General features: G+C 66.1%; 21 protein-coding genes and 1 tRNA gene. 8 read left to right on the forward strand and 14 right to left on the reverse strand.

Annotated features, from left to right (window positions below; genetic code table 11):
* Positions 1–225 precede the first annotated feature (225 nt).
* Positions 226–471 (forward strand): alpha/beta fold hydrolase, encoded by a 246-nt coding sequence (locus BLQ73_RS06460; RefSeq protein WP_093169302.1) that lies wholly within the window; start codon positions 226–228, stop codon positions 469–471.
* On the opposite strand, the gene BLQ73_RS06465 is transcribed toward BLQ73_RS06460, so the two are convergent.
* On the reverse strand, positions 449–1,063 hold the full coding sequence (locus BLQ73_RS06465) for a LysE family translocator (RefSeq protein WP_245690842.1): 615 nt from the start codon (positions 1,061–1,063) through the stop codon (positions 449–451). The two genes, BLQ73_RS06460 and BLQ73_RS06465, sit on opposite strands and share 23 nt — an antisense overlap.
* Positions 1,064–1,216: 153 nt before the next feature.
* Entirely contained in the window at positions 1,217–1,606 is a 390-nt protein-coding gene (locus BLQ73_RS06470; RefSeq protein ID WP_245690843.1) for a response regulator transcription factor, read from the reverse strand.
* 115 nt (positions 1,607–1,721) lie between these two features.
* Here BLQ73_RS06470 and BLQ73_RS06475 point away from each other — a divergent pair.
* Positions 1,722–1,796 (forward strand) — tRNA-Arg (locus BLQ73_RS06475).
* A gap of 220 nt (positions 1,797–2,016) precedes the next feature.
* Positions 2,017–3,003: an alpha/beta fold hydrolase gene (locus BLQ73_RS06480; protein ID WP_093169306.1), complete on the forward strand. Its 987-nt coding sequence runs from the start codon at positions 2,017–2,019 to the stop codon at positions 3,001–3,003.
* Between the two features lie 90 nt (positions 3,004–3,093).
* Here the strand turns inward: BLQ73_RS06480 and BLQ73_RS06485 are convergent, their stop codons facing one another.
* From BLQ73_RS06485 to BLQ73_RS31015, 6 genes are all read right to left on the reverse strand, one after another.
* On the reverse strand, positions 3,094–3,816 hold the full coding sequence (locus BLQ73_RS06485) for an NUDIX hydrolase (protein WP_176955307.1): 723 nt from the start codon (positions 3,814–3,816) through the stop codon (positions 3,094–3,096).
* Between the two features lie 88 nt (positions 3,817–3,904).
* The gene (locus BLQ73_RS06490) at positions 3,905–5,464 is read right to left on the reverse strand and encodes a hypothetical protein (protein ID WP_143020156.1); all 1,560 of its coding nucleotides are present in this window, start codon (positions 5,462–5,464) and stop codon (positions 3,905–3,907) included.
* Between the two features lie 541 nt (positions 5,465–6,005).
* Positions 6,006–6,806 (reverse strand): aminoglycoside phosphotransferase, encoded by an 801-nt coding sequence (locus BLQ73_RS33840; protein WP_143020157.1) that lies wholly within the window; start codon positions 6,804–6,806, stop codon positions 6,006–6,008.
* Positions 6,807–6,916: 110 nt separating this feature from the next.
* Complete coding sequence (locus tag BLQ73_RS06500) at positions 6,917–7,810, reverse strand: NmrA/HSCARG family protein (RefSeq protein ID WP_093169314.1); 894 nt, start codon at positions 7,808–7,810, stop codon at positions 6,917–6,919.
* Between the two features lie 150 nt (positions 7,811–7,960).
* A complete protein-coding gene (locus BLQ73_RS06505) occupies positions 7,961–8,416 on the reverse strand; it encodes a GntR family transcriptional regulator (protein WP_093169316.1) in 456 nt (151 codons plus the stop codon).
* Positions 8,413–8,691, reverse strand: coding sequence for a hypothetical protein (locus tag BLQ73_RS31015; RefSeq protein WP_143020158.1), 279 nt, complete (start codon positions 8,689–8,691; stop codon positions 8,413–8,415). Before BLQ73_RS31015 ends, BLQ73_RS06505 begins: the two co-directional genes overlap by 4 nt.
* 221 nt (positions 8,692–8,912) lie before the next feature.
* Here BLQ73_RS31015 and BLQ73_RS06510 point away from each other — a divergent pair, with 221 nt between their 5' ends.
* The 3 genes from BLQ73_RS06510 (at position 8,913) to BLQ73_RS06520 (ending at position 11,485) form a co-directional block, all read left to right on the forward strand.
* Entirely contained in the window at positions 8,913–9,251 is a 339-nt protein-coding gene (locus BLQ73_RS06510; RefSeq protein WP_420819996.1) for an MmcQ/YjbR family DNA-binding protein, read from the forward strand.
* Positions 9,252–9,593: 342 nt separating this feature from the next.
* A complete protein-coding gene (locus BLQ73_RS06515; RefSeq protein ID WP_093169318.1) occupies positions 9,594–10,994 on the forward strand; it encodes a DUF3696 domain-containing protein in 1,401 nt (466 codons plus the stop codon).
* 17 nt (positions 10,995–11,011) lie between these two features.
* The gene (locus BLQ73_RS06520) at positions 11,012–11,485 is read left to right on the forward strand and encodes a hypothetical protein (RefSeq protein WP_245690844.1); all 474 of its coding nucleotides are present in this window, start codon (positions 11,012–11,014) and stop codon (positions 11,483–11,485) included.
* 235 nt (positions 11,486–11,720) lie between these two features.
* Here BLQ73_RS06520 and BLQ73_RS06525 read toward each other — a convergent pair whose 3' ends face one another.
* Together BLQ73_RS06525 and BLQ73_RS06530 are read right to left on the reverse strand one after the other, a co-directional pair.
* On the reverse strand, positions 11,721–12,824 hold the full coding sequence (locus BLQ73_RS06525) for an STM4014 family protein (protein WP_176955308.1): 1,104 nt from the start codon (positions 12,822–12,824) through the stop codon (positions 11,721–11,723).
* Between the two features lies 1 nt (position 12,825).
* Positions 12,826–13,794, reverse strand: a complete 969-nt coding sequence (locus BLQ73_RS06530; protein WP_093169319.1) for an STM4015 family protein — start codon at positions 13,792–13,794, stop codon at positions 12,826–12,828.
* A 556-nt stretch (positions 13,795–14,350) separates the two neighbouring features.
* On the opposite strand from BLQ73_RS06530, the gene BLQ73_RS06535 reads away from it, so the two are divergent.
* Entirely contained in the window at positions 14,351–15,151 is an 801-nt protein-coding gene (locus tag BLQ73_RS06535) for an SAM-dependent methyltransferase (RefSeq protein WP_245690845.1), read from the forward strand.
* A 34-nt stretch (positions 15,152–15,185) separates the two neighbouring features.
* Positions 15,186–16,103 (forward strand): TIGR03619 family F420-dependent LLM class oxidoreductase, encoded by a 918-nt coding sequence (locus tag BLQ73_RS06540; protein ID WP_093169323.1) that lies wholly within the window; start codon positions 15,186–15,188, stop codon positions 16,101–16,103.
* A 526-nt stretch (positions 16,104–16,629) separates the two neighbouring features.
* Here BLQ73_RS06540 and def read toward each other — a convergent pair.
* The 4 genes from def to BLQ73_RS06560 form a co-directional block, all read right to left on the reverse strand.
* Complete coding sequence (def, locus tag BLQ73_RS06545) at positions 16,630–17,184, reverse strand: peptide deformylase (RefSeq protein ID WP_093169325.1); 555 nt, start codon at positions 17,182–17,184, stop codon at positions 16,630–16,632.
* 66 nt (positions 17,185–17,250) lie between these two features.
* Complete coding sequence (locus BLQ73_RS34475) at positions 17,251–17,379, reverse strand: hypothetical protein (RefSeq protein ID WP_275936266.1); 129 nt, start codon at positions 17,377–17,379, stop codon at positions 17,251–17,253.
* On the reverse strand, positions 17,376–17,984 hold the full coding sequence (locus BLQ73_RS06555) for a GNAT family N-acetyltransferase (RefSeq protein ID WP_093169329.1): 609 nt from the start codon (positions 17,982–17,984) through the stop codon (positions 17,376–17,378). The genes BLQ73_RS34475 and BLQ73_RS06555 overlap by 4 nt, the downstream gene beginning before the upstream one ends.
* 51 nt (positions 17,985–18,035) lie before the next feature.
* Positions 18,036–18,965 (reverse strand): siderophore-interacting protein, encoded by a 930-nt coding sequence (locus BLQ73_RS06560; protein WP_093169331.1) that lies wholly within the window; start codon positions 18,963–18,965, stop codon positions 18,036–18,038.
* Positions 18,966–19,139: the final 174 nt, after the last annotated feature.

A 19,139-nucleotide genomic window follows, 5' to 3' on the forward strand; every position in this document is an offset into this window, starting at 1 on the left:
TGTGCAGCGCAGGCCTGACCTCATCGCCGGGTTCATCGCCAAGACGGGGCTGGACTTCCAGCCGCCCTAACCTCAGCCTTTAAACCTCTCTAGCGTCGCGATATCCGGACCATGCCAATGCGCTCAGCGCCTACGCATTGCGCCGCATGCTCCCGGGGCGCCCAGGTGAGGCCATGGGTCGAAGGCGGCCTTGCCTGCGAGGCGGTTGGGGGAACCGTGGCGGCAGTGTCGGCCTTTGACCCGCTCGGGGCGGTCGCCTCCTACCCCGGGCCGGTCTGGCTGATCAACGGATCCCGTGATCCGTTTCGCATGGATGAACGGGAGTTTCTCCGTGCCTGCCGCCACGGTCGTCTCTATGTGCTGCCTCGCACCGGGCATCTCGGCGCCCTGGCCGACCCGCGTGCCCTGGCCCGGCTTCTCGGTGATTTCGCCAACGCCGCATCTGCGTTCACAGCGGACGCCGTCCGGTGAACGCAGTGGCCACTCCGAGCCCGAGGTACACCACGCCGCTGAACCACCGCAGCCCCGTCATGTGGCCTTTTATGCGGCTGCCCAGAGTTCCTGCGAACAGGGCGTAAAGGATGTTCGACGTCAATCCCAGCGACATCAGCACCAGCCCCAGCACCACTATCTGAAGCGGCACCGATCCCGCGGCCGGGTCGACGAACTGGGGAAGAAACGCCAAGAAGAACAGCACGACCTTGGGATTCAGGATGTTCACCACGACTCCCTCGGAGAGGACCCGCCACAATGACTGCGCCTTCACGGCCTGCCCTTCGGGCCGGTCACGGGTGAGAAGCGTGCGGATGCCCAAATAGATCAGATATGCCGCCCCCGCCCACTTGAGCATCTCGAACAGCGTCGCCGACTGTGCGACCACATAGGACAGACCCGCAGCCGCCGCCGCGATGTGACACAGCGTCCCGATCTCCACGCCCAGCGCCGACGCCAACCCGGCCGGCCGCCCCTGCGCGACGCTCCTGGCGACGATGTAGAGATGGTTCGGCCCAGGAACGGCCACCAACACCAAGGAGGCAGCCGCGAACGCCGTCAACGTGGACATGGACATCACGTTTCTCGACGTTAAGCCCTCAGGCGGCTCAGCGTTAGAGCCATTTCCCTACCGGCAATCTGGGCCAATCACCACGGAACCACGCTTTGGGGGCTCATGCCGTACGGCACAGCCCCCAAAGCCGACTCCGAACGCCGGGCCGGGCTACGGCTTGCGCTCCATCGCCGCGAGATCCCGAACCACCTGGATCAACTCGGCCGGATCGAACGGCTTGGTCAGGTAGGCGTCCACCCCGATGCCCAGCCCCCGCCGCCGGTCGTCCACCTGTGCGCGCGCCGTGATGAGGACGACCCTGATGTGCTTGGTGTCCTCGTCCGTCCGCAGTCGCGATGCCGTGACCCACCCGTCCAGCCGAGGCATCATGACGTCCAGCGTCACAACATCAGGCATGACATCAAGGACCCGATCCAGGCAGTCCTGCCCATCGGTGGCCGTCTCCACCTGAAAGCCCTCAAGCGTCAGATTGACGGCGATGAGCTGCCGGATGACCTCGTCATCGTCGACCACGAGCACTTTCCCCAGTACCTCACTCACGGCGGCGAGGCTAACCCCTCCAAGCCCCACCGCGTGGGGTTTTCCGCCGATGCGCCGTCGCCTGCCGACAACGTCACGACCGCCCTCAACTACTGGTAACCTTGGTGCCGTTGAAGCCCCCTTAGCTCAGGGGATAGAGCACCGGCCTCCGGAGCCGGGAGCGCAAGTTCGAATCTTGCAGGGGGCACCAGCAGCACACGGTTGGGCCTGCGGAAACGCAGGCCCTTTCGCATTCTCGGGCTACCCGCTGGAGGCAAGCGCTGGGTGGGGCGGTGGCAGTATTTGCCGAAGTGGCAACAGGATTCACTGCCGCATCACCGTTTAGCTGATGCTTGGCGCAAGAGCCATCGCCTGGTGCGTCGGCGTCGTCCGCACCCGGGCGCACGAGGGTCCAAAGTTTTGGGGGATTGATGTCGAAGTCCGATCCTGCCGCACAGGTCAAGCATCGTCTGGTCTCGTCTCCCGCTGGTCGTGTCCACCTGGTGGAGCAGGGCACCGGGCCGCTGGTGCTGCTGGTGCACGGGTTCCCTGAGTCGTGGTTTTCCTGGCGTCACCAACTGTCGGCCTTGGCTGCGGCCGGCTACCGGGCCGTCGCCGTCGATGTCCGCGGCTATGGCCGGTCCTCCAAGCCCGACGACATAGCCGCATACCGGATGTTGGAGCTCGTCGAGGACAACGCCGCCGTCGTACATGCCCTGGGCGAGCAGACAGCGGTGATCGTGGGCCACGACTGGGGCGCGACGATCGCCGCCGACTCCGCCCTCGTACGGCCCGACGTCTTTCGCGCGGTCGGGCTGCTGAGCGTGCCCTACGCGCCGCGCGGCGGACCGCGCCCGACCGAGATCTTTTCGCGGATGGGCGGAGACGAGGAGTTCTACGTCAGCTACTTCCAGAAGCCCGGACGGGCCGAGGCCGAGATCGAACCAGACGTCCGCGGCTGGCTCGCCGGGATGTACGCCGCCCTGTCCGCCGACACGATGCCCCCCGCCGATGCCCCCGACCCGCACTTCGTGTTCAAGGGCGGGAGGCTGCGTGACCGGTTCCCCGCCGGTCGGCTGCCCGCCTGGCTGAGCGAGGCCGACCTCGATGTCTACGCCGCGGAGTTCGAGCGGACCGGTTTGGTCGGAGCTCTCAACCGCTACCGGAACATGGACCGGGACTGGGAGGACCTCGCCGACTTCGACGGTTCCCCCATCACTCAGCCGTCGCTGTTCGTCGGAGGTGCGCTGGACGCGTCGACCACCTGGATGGCCGACGCCATCAAGGCATTCCCCGTCACGCTGCCGGGCCTGGTCTCCTCGCACATACTCGACGGCTGCGGCCACTGGATCCAACAGGAACGGCGAGACGAGGTCAACGAGATCCTGATCGGCTGGCTCGCCTCTCTGCCCGCCTGATCCGGGAGGCGGTCGCCGCGTTGCGATCCCTCCGGAAGCCGAGTGCGCGGTCCCCGAGATGTCCGTTCCCAAGGTGCGTGCCCAGGTGGGCTAACCGCCTCCGCGTCGGTCGCGTGTGCTCCACAAGGTCATTGCTTGAATGGTGAACGCGTCGGTCATGTCGCCGTCGCGTATCCGGTTCCACAGCTCTTTCTCGGAGACCAGTTCCACGCTTTTCTTCACTTCAAATGCTTCTGTGCTCTCGGAGCCTCGATCAACGATCTCCACGTGGTAGAACGATACGCGTGCGTCGGTCAGGCCCGTGTCGGTGAAGGTCTCGCCCAGCAAGGTTACGCTGTCGGCTCGGCCGACGAATCCCGTCTCCTCGCGAAGCTCCTTCAGTGCGTTCTCCTCGCCGGATATGCCCTGCTCTCCGAAACCTCTGGGGAGTTCGACGTGGCGTGAGCCTGTGGCGTGGCGCTCCTGGCCCAGTAGGACGATGGCGCCTTCTGGGCCGAGGTCGGGGTTCGCGATCGTGCCGAGCACGACCGCGTTGGTGGCGCCTTCCAGTTGTTTCCGGTAAATCGTGCGGAAGTAAGGGAACTCAAAGATCGACCCGTCCGGTCGGGTCGTGCTGACGAGGTCGACGAGAAGGAGAACGTATGGCGTCTCCGCGGCCACTCCTAGGACTATGCCGTGCTTTTCGGCATAGCTTTGCAGGGCTCTGCGATCGAGGGTGATCGGACGGCTGTTCCGCTCTTCGAAGAGCTTGGGGTAGCGGTCCTTCAGTTCGAAGTATTGGTCGAGTGCCTCACGTTGGTGCTGTGTCAACACGATGAACCCTGGATCTCCTTTGTCTCGCATGCGGCGCCCCGGTGGCGCTATGGGCGGCATGTTTGATGGAGGGGACCTCGTGTGTGTATCACGGATCCTGCTCTTGGGCGAGGCCGTGGGTGTTTTCGGGCGCGTCTCGTGGGTCGAGCCGCTGGCGAAGGTTTTGCAGGGACCGCTCTATTTCAAGCAATCTTTCCCGCGTCACGCCTTGTTGGGTGCGGAGCTGACGTACCAACTGGCTTCGCTGCAGGTCGACCCTGCCTCGCTGGAACAGGTAGAGCGCGGTCTCGACGGTGAGGTTGACGAGCCCGGAGGGAGGGAGGGGAGGGAGTGGTACGTCGGGCAGCAGGGGGAAGAGGCTTTCGCCGACGGTGAGCAGTCCGATCATCCAGTCGCCGACCCGGTAGACCTTCGCCACGCCGGAGGTCAGCTCTTGCCGTCGATCTTTTCCTCGCCCGGAGAGCCACCAGGCTTCCTGGGCCTTCAGGAAGTCGCTGTACGCCTGCTGGAACTCCCGCAGGTCGTCCATGTCCAGTGGCCTGCTGAGATGGGTTTCGAGGCGCTCCATCATCGTCTCCCACTCGGGGAGGCTGCGGAGTTCCAGGATGTCGTTGTGGTTCAGCTCGTGCGGTGCGGGGATGGCGAGGTTCGCCTCCTGGTTGACCGTGTTCCATGCCTGCCAGGTGGCTTCGCTTTCCGCCCGTTCGATGATTTCTTCGAGAGCCGAGTCGGCGGAGCCGGGGAGGGTTTTGGCGGTCTGTCCGAAGCCCCAGGTCATGCCGGCGTCTGTCGGTGAGGGGAAGTCGTGGGGGACGAACATCAGGACGCCGAGGAACTTGGGGAGGTTGGCGTTGTAGGCCAGGTCGATCCACTTCTTGAGCTCGAACGTGAAGGGGTCGGTGCGGTAGAGCCCGTCGCTCGGATTGCCTGTGGTGATGAGGTGGCCGTAGATGCCGTCTCGGTTGGGGCGTTCGGCCCGGATCCACTCGGAGGCGGATTTCAGTTGCCCCGCTAATTCGTCGATGCGGCCCTTCCGGCTCCTTTCCTTTTTGAGGAGCACCTTGGCGAGGTGGCGATACGCCAGTTCGGGGTCGTCTCGATCGAGTAGCCGAGTGAGCTGGGTCCGGAACTCTCCCGCCATGTCCGCCCGGCGTATGGCGTTGTCGCCGGCGTCTTCTCCGCCGAGGCGCACGCACACGAGTCGGGAGAGGTCCGCGTCGCCTGCCAGGCTCTCCACGGCCCGCTGGCCGTCGGGAAGGACGTCGAACGTGGGGCGGGCCTCGAATTCCGACTCCGAGTAGAGAAACGGGACGATCGCCTGGTTGGCTATCAGGCTTATGAGCCCTTTTCTGTCGTCTCCCAGTGTGGAGGAGATGAAGAGCGGGTTGTTCCAGAAGGCCGCTCGGTTGACCACGACCTGGCGGGAGTAGATCAGGGAACGGAGATACTCGATTTTTGAGCTGCGCTCATGATCGTGGAGGGGGCGATCGGCTTCACGGTTCTCGAGAACGCCCTCCAGTACGCTCCTTAGAGGTGTTCTTCCGGCGATCTTGCTGTAGAGGCTTTTCACTAAGAACTGGTTGTCCACACACTGCGGGACGGAGGTAAGTGGCCCCAGCGCTGTCGTGTCGATCAGTGAAGTGGACATTGTGTCTGATTCTTTCGTGTGGGATCCGTGGGTGATGTTCTGAGGCCTGTGGTCGGGCGGCCCTCCTGGATCGTAATCTCGTGATCAAGTAAACGGAAGCAATCGTGCTGGTTCTGGCGGCTTTTTGATGGGATGCCTTTTTGGATGTGCAGCCAGCGGCCTATATGCGCTCTGTGTGCCATGGTGTGAGGTTTGGCAATGAGGTCACGTCGTTGTCGTATGGACGACTGGGTACGGCCTGGCGTGCGTCATCTAAGACTTGTGGAATCTATTGTCGCCGGAGCGAGATCTTGACGTCTGACGCGAGTCGCGAAAGCGATTTTTGTCGTGGCCGAAGTGGCCGAAGCTGTGGGTCTTAAGGGTGGCCCGTCCGGATTTGAGGCTATCTGTGTGTTGGCCGTTCCGGGTGGCGGACCAGAGGGACGCCCATATTGATCGGAGATGCGCGGTCGGGGGGAACGCCCGGCTGTGGGGTGCGTCGTACGGGGATGCGGCCGGTGCCCTTTCAGGTGACCGGTCGGGCGGGCTGTCGCCGTACGGGTCAGGGGCGGGAGGCGCGGTGGGCGGCCCATCGGGTGGCGGCGGCGCGGAGGCGGTCTGTCCAGGGGCTGAAGTGGGCCGCGGCGGTGTTCTTCCAAAAGCGGGCCTGGACGGTGGCGAACAGGTCGAGGCCTCGGGCGGGGGCGGTGGACCAGGCGGGCACCTTGGCGGCCCAGCGTTCGGCCTCGGGTGGGGTCTGCCCGGCGAAGATCAGCCAGACGACCCAGCAGGCCGGGTCGATCCACGCGGCGCCGCGGGTGGCCCATGGCCAATCGACGAGCCGCACCTCGCCTTTGGCGGTGATGAGCACGTTGGTGGGGTTCCAGTCGGTGTGCAGGAGGGTGTTGCCGGCGAGCAGCGAGAGATCGTCGAGGTGGTTGCCCCAGCGCTGCTCGATGGGCACGAGCTCCACTTCGAGCCGGGGGAGCCGCCCGATGGCGGTCATGGCTGCTGCGACCAGGGGCAGGTCGGTCGAGGCGGTGCCGTATTCCGCGCCACGTCCGATAAGGTGCTCGAATCCCAGCAGGTCCCAGCCGCCGGCCGCGACGCGCCACAGCAGCCTAGGCCCGAGCGGGATGACGTGCGGGCTGAGCCTGGCTTCGCGCTCCTGCGTCCACGCCTCTGGGTGATCTATCCGCATCCCCTTGACGAAGACACGGCCGCTCGCAGTGTCCAGCGTGACGGCCATCTGGCTGCTGAACCCTGAGTCAACGTGCTCGACCCGGTGTATGGGACCGGTGTGCACGCATATGGCGGTGGGGACCTCACCGGGGAGGTCATCCCAGGTCAGTCTTCTCGACACGTTGCCAGGTTATAGCGGGGCACGGCCCGGCATCGCGCGGGTGGAGGTCTGAGGCGTGGCGCCCCCGCACCACGCCCTAGACACCCCTTCTGGCGGAGTCGGTGTCGCTTTCAGGACGTCCAGAACTCCGGCGCGGGCTGCGGCTGCCAGTCCGTACGGCGCAGCCATCCCTCAAGCGTGGTCAGCCCCGGATAGATCTCCCGCAGCGCGGGGATGTCCGCCTGGAAGCCCTTCTCGGCGAAGAACTCGTACATGTGGGCGGCGTCCTCGCTGTAAGCCCGAACCTGCTCGATGTCCTGCCGCTCGTATCGCGCCGGGATGCCGGTGACCTTGGTGAAGGTCTCCACGATCTGAGCCAGGGTCAGCTCGTCCCCGGCCAGCGGGATCTTGCGGCCGATGAACTCGTCGGGGCGGGAGAACACCAGGGCGGTGAACGCGCCGATGTCCTCCACGGCGATCATCTGCAGCGACGTGGCCGGGTCGAGCGGCCAGCTCAGCACGATCTCGCCGTCGATCAGCGGCGGCGCCGAGTAGGTGCTGAAGTTGTCCATGAAGGACACGAGCCGCAGCGCGGTCACCGGCAGGCCGAGGGAGTCCAGATAGATCTCACCCTCGTGCTTCGTCTGGAAGTGCGGCACTCCGCTGTCGCGCTCGGCGCCGTCGATCGAGCTGTAGACCACATGCCGCACCCCTGCGGCCTTGGCCGCGTCGGCCACCGTCCTCGCCTGCCTGACCTCGGCTTCGACCCCGCCGGGCCCGGTGAAGGTCTGGAGGCTGAACAGGCCGTACGCCCCGGTCGCCGCGGCCTGCACCGAAGCCGGCGCGTCGAGGTCGCCCTGGACCAGTTCGGCGCCCGCCGCCCGCAGTGCGAGAGCCTGCGGGCTGCCCGGGTCGCGTACGAGTGCCCGCACCCGCCAATCGCCGGAGGCGAGCAGGTGGCGGGCCACCGCGCCTCCCTGCTGCCCGGTGGCTCCGGTGATCAAGATGAGCGGGGTGTCGGACATGGACGCTCCAATGGGTGCGTTTGTGGTGCGCGGGCACTGCCGGGCGGCAGGTCGCGGACACTGAAAGCAGGGGTCGGCCTCCAAGCCGCGCGTGTCACCGTTGTGCCCGCGCGGGGAAACTTCACTCAGTGAACCATAGTCTGGGAGAAGTTATTTCGCGGGGTGCGGTCCTCGATCCGGGGGGCGGCCGGGCGGAGGCCGTACGGCTCCCGCCTCGCCTCTTCGCCACCCCGCGTTCGAGAGCGCGATCCGAAGTGTGCGCAACGCCTGACGGGCTGTGCCCCGGGTGCACCGATAGGTGGTCATCACCTCCTCCTCGCTGGGGAATCCTTCGCTGGCGGATGTCGTGTCGGAGGCATCACCGTTCAAGGCGATCTCTTCCTGGAGGAGCGCCGCGATCAGCCTGTAGCGGCATTCGGCGGTCACGTCGTGGGGCTCCGCTCCCGGCGTTGGCCGATCGGCGCGGGGCGCGGGCTTGTCCGGCGTGTGCCGTACGGGATGTTCGGGAGCCTGGGAATGGGATGAACTGAGGTCGGCCGGGGTCGGGTCCAGCGTCCAGTCGAACGTCCAGCCGAACGTCCAGCCGAACAGGGTGGGCCATTTCATGGTCGGCGGCCGTCGCAGCGGAGGTAGGTCGCCGCTCTCACCTTGCAGGTCTGCTGCCCTTGGTGCCGCCGCATGTAGTGGGCGAGAGGCACCGAACGGCGCTTCGCGCTTGGTCGGTCGCGGGGTTGATCGCGTCGGCGAGACCGGAGCGACAGCAGGCGGGCCAGGCGCCGCACTATGCCGCGGCGGTCGAAGACCGCCCGGCGCAGGCGGCCGAGAGCGCGTCGGGCGCGCCCCGGGCCCTGCCCTTTGGGGGCGGCTGTCATGGAGATCATCGTGTGGCGTCCTTCCGGTGTCGGGTGCCGTGTCGCATTGAGAGATGCGCGAAGGGGGTCGGCTGATACACCGGTCTCGTCGTCCGTGCGAGCGGCGGGGCCCGGCGGGCTGGAGCTTCACCGGGCGCGGGCTTCACCGGGCTCCGGTGGGGGGAGCCGCATTGTCGGTGGGCTCTGATAGACCAGTGGCCATGGCTGTGCGCGTTGACGAGTTCCTTTCGATGCTGGGTCGGCTCCCTGGTGTCGAGCAGTTCGAGGCGGGTGACTGGGTCGCGCTGAAGGTGCGCGGCAAGGGCTTCGGCTACCTGTGGGAGCGCACGGAGACCGTCGGGCTGAAGGCGACGATCGAGGAGCAGATCGCCTTGGTGGCCGAGCGGCCAGAGGTCTTCGAACCGCAGTTCACCGCGGGCCGCTTCGGGTGGGTGGTGGTGCACCTCGCCGGCATCGAGGCCGATGAGCTGTTAGAGCTGGTCGCCGAGGCGTGGTGCCTGACCGCTCCCAAGCAGATGGTCGACGCCTTCGAAGCCACGTCCGGGCTCGGGTCCGAGGCCCCCCGCTAGACGACGGGAGGCGATCGGGGGATACGACTGCGCGGGCCGGGACGCCTGCTTGGCCTGACACGGGCGCCGGACGGTGCTCGGCGGACTGATGAGAACAGGGGCAGCCGAATAGGCATCTTGCAGACCTTCGATGGCGCGGCGGACAACAGCGCAGAGTTGGCTTTATGGAGGGCTTGCGCTAGAGCGCGGGTATGGTTAACAGATGGCAGCTCGGGGTCATCGCCAGATCGGACGGGGTTCTGGATGCTCGTGTAGGGCCGGTGGCTCGCGACCTGCAACTACTAAGATATTCGTCTGGAGCGCAACTGTGCTTGCCGTGAATGTTGGAGAGACGAAGATCAGATGATAACAAATCTAAGACTTCAAAACTTCAAGGCATGGGAAGACAGTGGAAATGTCGAGTTCGGCCCTATAACCGCGTTCTTTGGTAGTAACTCGTCTGGAAAGACGAGTTTCCTGCAAAGCCTATTGCTGCTCAAGCAAACCGCTGAGTCTGCGGACAGGGGGCGCGTGTTCGATCTGGGTGGGGCGGCTTCGCTCGTAAGCCTGGGAACGTTTAACGATATTACTTTCCAGCATGCCTCCGAGCGCACCGTTGGAGTTGAGATCGAGTGGCGCGAGGACGAGGCCTTTGAAATCCGAAACACGGAGACGAAGGGGCAGGATCTGATCGCCTCTAGTCGGGATCTTGGTATCTCCGTGCAGGTCCGGGACGTGCGTTCATTCCCTGTGGTTCAACAGGTCGAGTACGGGCTGGGCGATCTCCGTTTCTCGTTGGCGCGAAGCAGCGGGAAAGATGAATACGCACTAAGCTCCGATGGGTATCGTTTCAAGCGTGTATCAGGTAGGCCGTGGCCACTGCCGTCCCCAGGAAAATTTTACAGCTTTCCCGACCAGGTGCGTGCCTACTATCAGAATGCGGCCTTCCTGTCCGATCTTGAGCTCCAATTCGAGAACCTCTGTGAGCGGATATACTATCTCGGTCCTCTAAGGCAGGATCCGGCGCGTCAATACATCTGGTCCGGAGGCAGGCCTGTCGATGTTGGTAGAAGGGGTGAGCTTGCGGTTGATGCGCTTATTGCTTCTCAAGTCGATGGCAAAACCAATTCGCGCGGTTTCACAATCCGAAAAGATGGGCCACGTCGCACTAAACTGATCACTGTGGAAGAACATGTAGCAGCATGGCTTCAAGAGCTGGGGCTGATCCATTCCTTCGCGGTGGAGGCGGTTGACGACAGGGCAACGCTCTACCGTGTTCAGGTGAGACGCTCGCAAGGCAGCACCCCGGTTCTTCTTACGGATGTCGGCTTCGGGGTCAGCCAGGTGCTACCGGTATTGGTCCTTCTGGCTTACGCTCCCGAGGGGGCGACAGTGCTCCTTGAGCAGCCCGAAATTCACCTGCATCCTGCAGTGCAAAGCGCACTCGCAGATGTGGTGATAGAAGCCGCCATGGTCCGCAAAATTCAGGTTGTGGTTGAAAGTCACTCTGAGCATTTTCTGCAGCGCCTGCAGCGTCGGCTCGCGGAAAGAGAGATCGGTAGAGGCGTAACGCTTGAGCCGGAAGACTGTCTTCTGTATTTCTGTCATGCGGAAGGATCTGCGTCTACGATCAGTAGGCTGGGGCTAGACCCGTTCGGCAACATCACCAATTGGCCAGAAGATTTCTTTGGTAACCAGTTCGCAGAGGCTGCGGCGATGAATCGTGCGGCGCGCGACCGGGCGGCCAAAGAGAAGTCGACTTGAGCCACCCGTCCCGTGTCGTGATTGACACCAACGTGCTGATCGTCTCCAACGGAGAAGCTGATCACGTGAGTGATGAATGCGTGATTTCGGCGATTAGCTTTCTGGAGCATGCCGAGAGTCGCGGAGTGGTCGTCCTGGACAACTCACAACAAATATTCGAGGAGTATCAAAGGTACTGCTCGTATAGAGGTCAGCCTGGGGTAGGTGACCGGTTCTTTCTTCATCTGCATCTCACGCAGGCCGATCCTCGTCGCGTTCAGAAAGTTGATATAACTCCTGATGGTCATGGTTCCTATAGCGAAGTCCCTGATGGTCTGCGGAAGTTCGATCCATCTGATCACAAGTTCGTAGCCACGGTCGTCGCGGACGGACGGCGGTCGGTCATCGTTAACTGTGCAGACTCGGACTGGCGTGAATCTGCGCAAGAGCTCAATCAGAACCAAATCGAAGTCATCGAAATATGCGGTGGCCGCGAGAGCTCTAAGAGCTGAGGTTGATACGTGTCTGAGAAGATTGTTCCTATTCGGCGTGGTGAAGGGATGAGCGACTCCGGGGCGATCAGGATGTCCGGATTTCCCCTTGACGCTAGCCCTCGAACATGACCGACACCCATGAATTTCCTGGTCAGAAGGGAGTCGGCCTATGGTCAACGTCGCATCGGGCACAGATGACGCGGGCCGGAGAAAGAGCGGGGCGGGGTTCGCAGTGGGGTGTCGCAGTGGGGCGTCACAGTGGGGCGGGTTGGCGGTGGGGGGCGTCTGAGGGGCGGCGGGCAGGTGGGCGCCACCCTGCGATGAGGGCGCGGACCTGCGCCGTGTAGGTGTCGTCGCTGTCGCCGTTGAGGGCGCCGAGACCGGGCAGCAGGTCGCCGAAGGCGTTGACTTCGGCCACGGCGAGGGAACGCCAGTCGGCGCCGACCATCAGGTCGACGCCCACGCGCAGGCTGCGGGGGAAGCAGGCGGCGGCGTCGGCGCACACGCGCAGGCACTGCCCCCACCTGGCGGGGCCCAGGCGCTCGCGGATGAGGCCGAGGTCGCCGCGCACGCCGCCGAGGTGGAGGTTGGTCATCGGCGTACGGCTTGCGCGTGCGACGGCGTGCGTGGGGACGCCCACGACGGTGACGACACGCAGGTCGAAGGCCATGTCGTTGTAGGACGCCTTCGGGAACCAGCGTTCGACGTGGAGGCCGTCGGGGGCGAGCACGTCGACGAGCGCCCGCACGTCGGGCTCGCTCTCGTAGGCGCGGACGCGCAGGGAGTTGTGCAGCCCGCCGCTCACCCAGGCCGCCGAGGTGACGGCTCTGATGCGGCTGCCCAGGGCCTGCAGGGCGATCACGCCGGACGCGGAGGAACCGTGCGCGGGCTTCACGAACACGCGGGACCAGCCGGCGTCCGCCATCTGCTCGCGCAGGGCGGCATAGGAGCTGATCGGGCCGGGCAGCGCCGCTGGCACGGGCACGCCCGCCTCGCTGAGGCGGGCGTGGCTCAGCCGCTTGTCGAACATGACGGCGATCTCGTCGATGTCGTCGAGCAGGCCGGCGCCGGCGAAGGAGGCCACCGTGGACAGGCCCTTCATGAAGCCGGTGTGCCAGGCGGCGCCGCCGCCGACGCGTGTCGGGTCGCCGGGGCCGCGCAGCAGAGCGTCGGTCTCGGCGTCCTCCCCGGGGGAGTCGACGCGGACCAGGGTGCCTGGCGGCAGCTCCGGTGTGACTCCGGACAGCACGTCGCGCCAGGCGACGACGTGCGGCTCGGCGAGCCCCCGCGCCACGGCGGCGTCGCGGAACATCGTGACGCGCCGGTCTCCCGGCGTGCCGACCACGGCGAGCCTCATGTCACTCGCTCACCGCGGTGTAGAACCACTCGTCCTCGGGCTCCTCCTGGTCGGAGAGGTCGACGTCGACGCCCGGCAGGGCGTCGGTCACGCGCTCGATCATGGAGTCGGTGAGGAAGTGGTGGTGGAGGTCGAGCCGGCGCAGGTGGGTCAGCGGCTGGCCGGACAGGAGGGCCTCCGCGCCGGTGTCGGTGAGCACGCCCATCGACAGACTCAGCGACTCGATCCTCGCGACGATCGGAGCGGCGGACACCGCGGCGGCGACCTCGTCTTGGATCTCGCCGTTCTGCAGGCCGAGGTGCCGCAGGGAGGGCAGGCGCTCGCCCGACAGGATGGCGCCCAGATCGGCCACCGCGGCGTCGCCGCCGTATTGCTCGACGCCGAGCCACAACTCCAGGTATTCGAGCGCGGGCAGCTCGCACTCGCCGACCGCGCGCACCACGTCGGCGCCGAGGCCGCCGGACTCCAGGCGCAGCATCCGCAGCGCCTCGTGCCTGATCGGCTGGAGGGCCGGCATGCCGCCTCCGCGCACGTCCAGCCGCTCCAGCGCCGGGAACGCCTTGAGCAGCGGCGTCACGTCGGACTGCTGGATCCAGGAGATCTCGGCCACCTCGCTCGGTATCGCGCCGAAGAACAGCGACCGGAGCGCGGGGAAACGCTCGGCGTTCTCCACGAAGAGTCGCACGACGTGGCTGGAGTCGACCTCGTAGCTGTTCTCCCAGCCGCCGACGAGCAGGGCGGTGACCCGGGCCGTGTCCATGCGCGTAAGGAAACGGGCGAAGACCTCTTCGAACTTGTCGTCCAGTCCGGGGTCGTCGGTGTTGGCCTCGAGCCGCCACGCCGCCGCGGCGGCGTCGGGCAGCTCCCGGTCGGGGGCATCGCCCGGTAGGGGAGCGGACGCGACGGGGAGACCCGCATAGGTGTCGTTGTAGTCATGCGGGTAGGAGTGGCGAGGGTCGTGCTCGATCATGGCGATGGTCCTTGGCTGGGGATTGGCGGATCCTGTCCTACCAGACCCGGGCGACACTTTCCGGGTCTCGCCCGCCCGGCCGGGGCCGCCGGCGGGATCACGGGGCACGTGCGGGACCGTTTCGAGGGCGGTTCGGGCGTCGCGTACGGCTTTCGCCCGCGAACGCCCGCGAACGCCCGTGATCGCCCGTGATCGCCCGCAACTACCCGCGATGGCCTGTGGCTCCTTGGGGGAACCTTCGTGGGCCGGGTGCGGGGTTGAGGGCTTTACGTGGTGGGTGGTGTCCGTCTGCCGGAGTGCTGCGGCGGGGAGGGGCGCGGCGGCGGGGTCGGGGTGCGGTCAGGGTGCGCGGGGTGGGGGGCGCGAGCCGTACGGCATGAGCCTGGCGGAGGGGCGCGTGACGGCGGCGTGGGGTCGTGGGGTGCGGTGTCACAAGCCAACGCTATTTGGGGTATATGTCGGGTTATCTGGTGAAACGTGGGCAATCAAGATGGTGCGGGGAAAGAGGGAAGATTGTTATGCTCGCCGCAACGTCGAAGCTTGCGGGGAGTCCAGCTTGGGGCACGATGGCGAGGCCATGGGGTTTGACCCGAACACCCCTAACGTCGCGAGGCTCTACGACTATTATCTGGGCGGCAAAGACAATTTCCCGGCAGACCGGGAGGCGGCCGACAGGATTTTAGCCGTCGCCCCCGAGTTGCGCATGGCGGCTCGGGAGAATCGCGCGTTTCTCGGCCGCGCCGTACGCCGTCTGGCCCGCGAAGGCATCACGCAATTTCTGGACATCGGCACCGGCCTGCCGACACGGGGCAACGTGCATGAGGTGGCGGCCGAGGTGGCCCCCGGGGCCCGTGTCGTCTATGTCGACAATGATCCCGTGGTGCTTGCGCATGCGAGGGCGCTGCTGAGCGGGGGCGGCGACACCACGGTGGTACAGGGGGATCTGCGAAGACCCGAGGGGATCCTGCGGCACCGGGACGTGCTCGACACCATCGACTTCTCCAGGCCGGTGGGCCTGCTCCTCGTGGCCATCATGCACTTCATCAGGGATGCGGACGACCCCGCGGGGATTCTCCGCACGTTGCGTTCCGCGCTCGCGCCCGGCAGTTACCTTGTCCTGTCGCACGGCAATCGCGAAGCGCGCGCGGCGGCGGTGCAGGCGGGCACCTCGGCGTATGAGCGGGCGACATCGCCGCTGGTGTTGCGTACGCGGGCCGAAATCATGGCGATGTTCGAGGAGTTCGAGCTGGTCGATCCGGGCCTGGTATGGGTGTCCGAATGGGATGGGGAAGACCAGGAGTTGATGGCCCGGCCTGAGGAATCACTGCTTTTATGCGGGGTCGGGCGCAAAGTCTGACGATAGACGGCTGCGAAACTCTGAACGTTCAACGATGGGATCGGGCGTGGAGATCGGTCTGGCTATTTCGCAATATGGGCGATTTGCATCACTGGAGAGCCTGCAACGGGTGGCTCGGGAAAGTGAGTCGTTGGGATTCACCAGTCTATGGGTGGGCGATCGGCTGCTGACCCCGCTCGCACCAAAGGACCCCTATCCCGGCGGTGGCGGAAAGATCCCGCCGGCGCAGGAGACCTTTCTCGACCCGATCGCGGTCCTGTCGGTCGCCGCGGCGAACACGACGACGGTACGGCTGGGAGCCAGCGCACTCAACGCCTGCTGGTATCCCCCCGCTCTCCTCGCCCGGTCCCTCGCCACGGTCGACCATCTCAGCGGCGGACGGCTCTGCGTGGGACTCGGCCTCGGCTGGTCATCGGACGAGTACGCGGCGGTGGGTGTGCCATGGCGAGCACGGGCGGCCCGGCTCGAAGCAGCCTTGGACGTGCTCGATGCCATCTGGACCACCGATCCCGTGTCATACGAGGACGAGCACTGGCGCATCGTGCCCAGCCATATCTGGCCCAAGCCGGCGCGCCGTCCACCGCTCTATCTCGCAGGGTTCGTGCCGGCCGCCCTGCGCCGCATCGGACGCCGCGCCGACGGCTGGCTCACGGCCACGCTTCCGGTGCCCAAGCTGACCGCCATGTGGGATGTCGTACGGCACAGCGCGGAAGAAGCCGACCGCGACCCGGACGCGCTGCGCATCGTGTTGCGCGCGAACCCCCTTGTCACCGAGACTCCCGCGGCGCCGGAAAGCGTGCCCCACGAGGGAACGGTGTCGCAGATCGTCGATTACCTCGGCTCGGCCGTCGAGGCCGGAGTCCACGAGATCATCCTGGATCTTCAGCACACCGCCCGTGATGACCGGCACCTACTTGATCTCGCCGAAGAGTTCCTCGGCGCCCTTAAATAGCCTGCCTCGACCCGATTTCACGCTTTCTCGTTGTTGGAGCCTCGACGTCGCTGCGCGCCGCCATCCAGAACCGGTCCACAACTCCCCGGGATGGTGAACCTGCGGAGGAAACAGTTCATCGTGATAGATGTGATGAAGGTAGTTGAACGGCGGCGTATGCCCGTGAAGTCCGCCGCTATGCGCGGATATGGAACCGTTCTCGCAGTGGCCGGTGTGTTTCTCGCGGGACGTGGGGGAGGGGGAGACGTCAGTGCCCCCGCAGCGCCCGAGACGCGCGGCGGCGCCACGCCCGTCGCGTCCTCCGCGGCCGGTGGCGACACCGGCTCCAGCGCCGGCGGTGCCGGGTTCGTCGAGGTCCTGAGTGCTTTGTCTGCGGATGGGCCTGCGGCGACGTTTTTGGAATACGGTGACATGGCTCACTGGCGCAGCCTCGGTATCGTGACCACGCGTCCTTAGCAGGCCCGCCCCGCACGGCCGGGTAGGCCCCCGGGCCCAGCACAGGGGCCCGGGGGCGTGCCCCGGGACGTCAGGCCGGGGTGTCTGAGCGGAGCTCTTCCTCGTAGGCGGCGAGGAGCGCCTTGCGCCTTTTGGCGGGAAGGCGGTCGATGTAGAGCGTTCCCTCAAGGTGGTCGGTCTCGTGCTGGAAGCAGCGGGCCAGCAGGCCGGTGCCTTCGACGGTGATGGGCGCGCCGGTGACGTCGAAGCCGTGGATCACAGCGTGGTCGGGGCGGGGCAGCGACGCGCGCTGGCCGGGCACCGACAGGCAGCCCTCCTCGTAGTCCTCAAGTCGCCGATCGCCTATGCCGGGCAGTTGCAGCGTGGGGTTGACGACCACGCCGACCTGGTGCTCCTCCGTCTCGTCCGGGCAGTCGTAGACGAACACCCGCAGAGCCACGCCGATCTGGTTGGCGGCAAGGCCGACGCCCCGGGCGGCGTACATGCTCGCGAACATGTCCTGCACCAGCGTCGCCAGCTCGTCGTCGAAAGCGGTCACCGTCTCGCAGGGGCGGTGAAGCACCGGGTCGCCGACGAAGCAGATGGGGCGCACGGTCCCTTCGGCGGTCTGGCCCAATTCATCCATGAGGAAAGTCACCTGGTCGTATACGGGGGTCGGGTTACCTGGGCATCGTACCGAGGCTGCGCAAATTCAGCGCTTTCCGCCGACCACCGAAACGCTCGTGCCGCCGTTCGACACGCCGTTCGACCTGCCGTTCGACACGCCGTTCGACCTGCCGTTCGACACGCTGTTCGACCTGCCGTTCAACCAGCTGTTCACGGCGACGGCGACCGCCGCGGCGACGATCCGGGCCCTTCGGGCGCCGACCCGCACAGCACGACGCCGGGGGCGCGGCCGAGTTCGAGATACATGCGTACGTCATCGAACCGCAGGTCGCCGACCTCGATGACGTTGGGCAGCCGCCCCCATTCGCGGAAGCCGTACCGTTCGTATAGCTCGATCGCTCCGTGGTTGTTGCCCCGCACCCCGAGGTGCAGGGTTTCCAGGCCCGCTTTTCTTGCGTCGTCGACAAGGGCCTCCACCACGAGGGCGCCCAGACCCAGCCCGCGCGCGGCGGGATGGGCCATGATCTTCCGCAGTTCCGCCGAATGGCGGAAGACCGGTGCGCTCTGCCGTACCCAGAAGCCGATCGCCTCGGGACGCTCGTTCACCAGCGCGACGGCCATCGCGGCGTCGCCGTGAGCGATCGAGTGGAACAGGGAGTCGAGCCATGGGTCGGTCTCGTCCCGGTTCGGCGGTGCGGCGTATCCGACCGCGCCGCCGAGGGACGCGACCGCGTGGATGATCCGGTGCGTGTCGGCCTTCAGCCGTTCGTCCGCTTGTGAGGGCAGGAACAGCTTGATATCCGGTGTGTCATGTCGCATTTATCGTCCATCGTGCCAGACGGTCGCATGCGAGGTCGGTGGGGGACGGGGTCAGTTGGGCTCGGAGCGTCCCGTCCGCCAGTAGCCCATGAACGCGACGGCGCGGCGGTCCACGCCGAGTTCTTGCACGAGGTAGCGGCGGAGAGTCTTGACGACTCCGGCCTCTCCCGCGAGCCATGCGTAGAACGTGCCGTTCTGGGGGTCCGGGACCTCCCAGAGGATGTCCGTGTCGACGTCAACGTCGTTCAAGGTCTTGTCGGCGCCCGAACCGGCAACCGCCACCGAGAGGGCGGCCTGCCGTACGGCGGGCACCAGCAGTTCGCCGTGTGCCGCGGTGCCGCGCGCGAGCCAGGAGATCTCCACGTCCGGTCCTGCGGCGATGGGCAGGGCGTCGTCGGCGGCCGGCACTTCGAGTAGCACCCGCGCCCGGACCCCCGCGGGCAGTGTCTCGATGATGTTGGTGATCGCCGGCACGGTGGTCTCGTCCCCTGCCAGCAGCACACTTGTCGCCTCCGCGGGCGGACGCCATTCCAGGCCGCCGTGCACTGCGCCGTATGCGGCGTTCGGCCCGACGAGGATGGCCGGGGCGCCGGGCTGCGCCCTCGCGACCCACCGGGACGCGGGCCCGCTGTCGCCGTGAAGCACGAAATCCACGTCGACCTGCGCCTGATCCTGCCGTACGGCGCGCACGGTGTAGGTGCGGAACTGGTTCTTCCGCTCGGAGGGAAGTGCCCGCCACCTCTGGTACCAGTCGCGGCCGTTTTCCGGGAAGTGGTGGAAACCGCCTTCCGCATGGGGAAGGACCACCTTGATGCGCTGGTCGTATCCGTTGTCCGCGAAGTAGCGTAGATCATCGCCGGTGAAGGTGACCCGGATGAAGCTCGTGCTGAGCCGTACCGCCCTCATCACCTCGACCCGGAACACGCGCTGACTCGGGATCTCCTCGGCCTGCTCGACGCTCTGCTCACTGGTGACGGTCATACTGGTGCTGCTTTCCCTTATGTGCAGGTTCTCCTCGAACTTAGCTTTGCCTAACCTAATCCGGCAAGATGGCCGATGGAAAACTTGGGTGCTGAGCGGTTCCTCGGCGCATACGCAGATCCGCGTACGGCGAAGCCTCCGGCGAGCGGATGACCACGCCGTAGGGGCCCGGTC

The organism is Sinosporangium album (genome assembly GCF_900100605.1).
In the GTDB taxonomy this organism is placed as follows: Bacteria; Actinomycetota; Actinomycetes; order Streptosporangiales; family Streptosporangiaceae; genus Sinosporangium; species Sinosporangium album.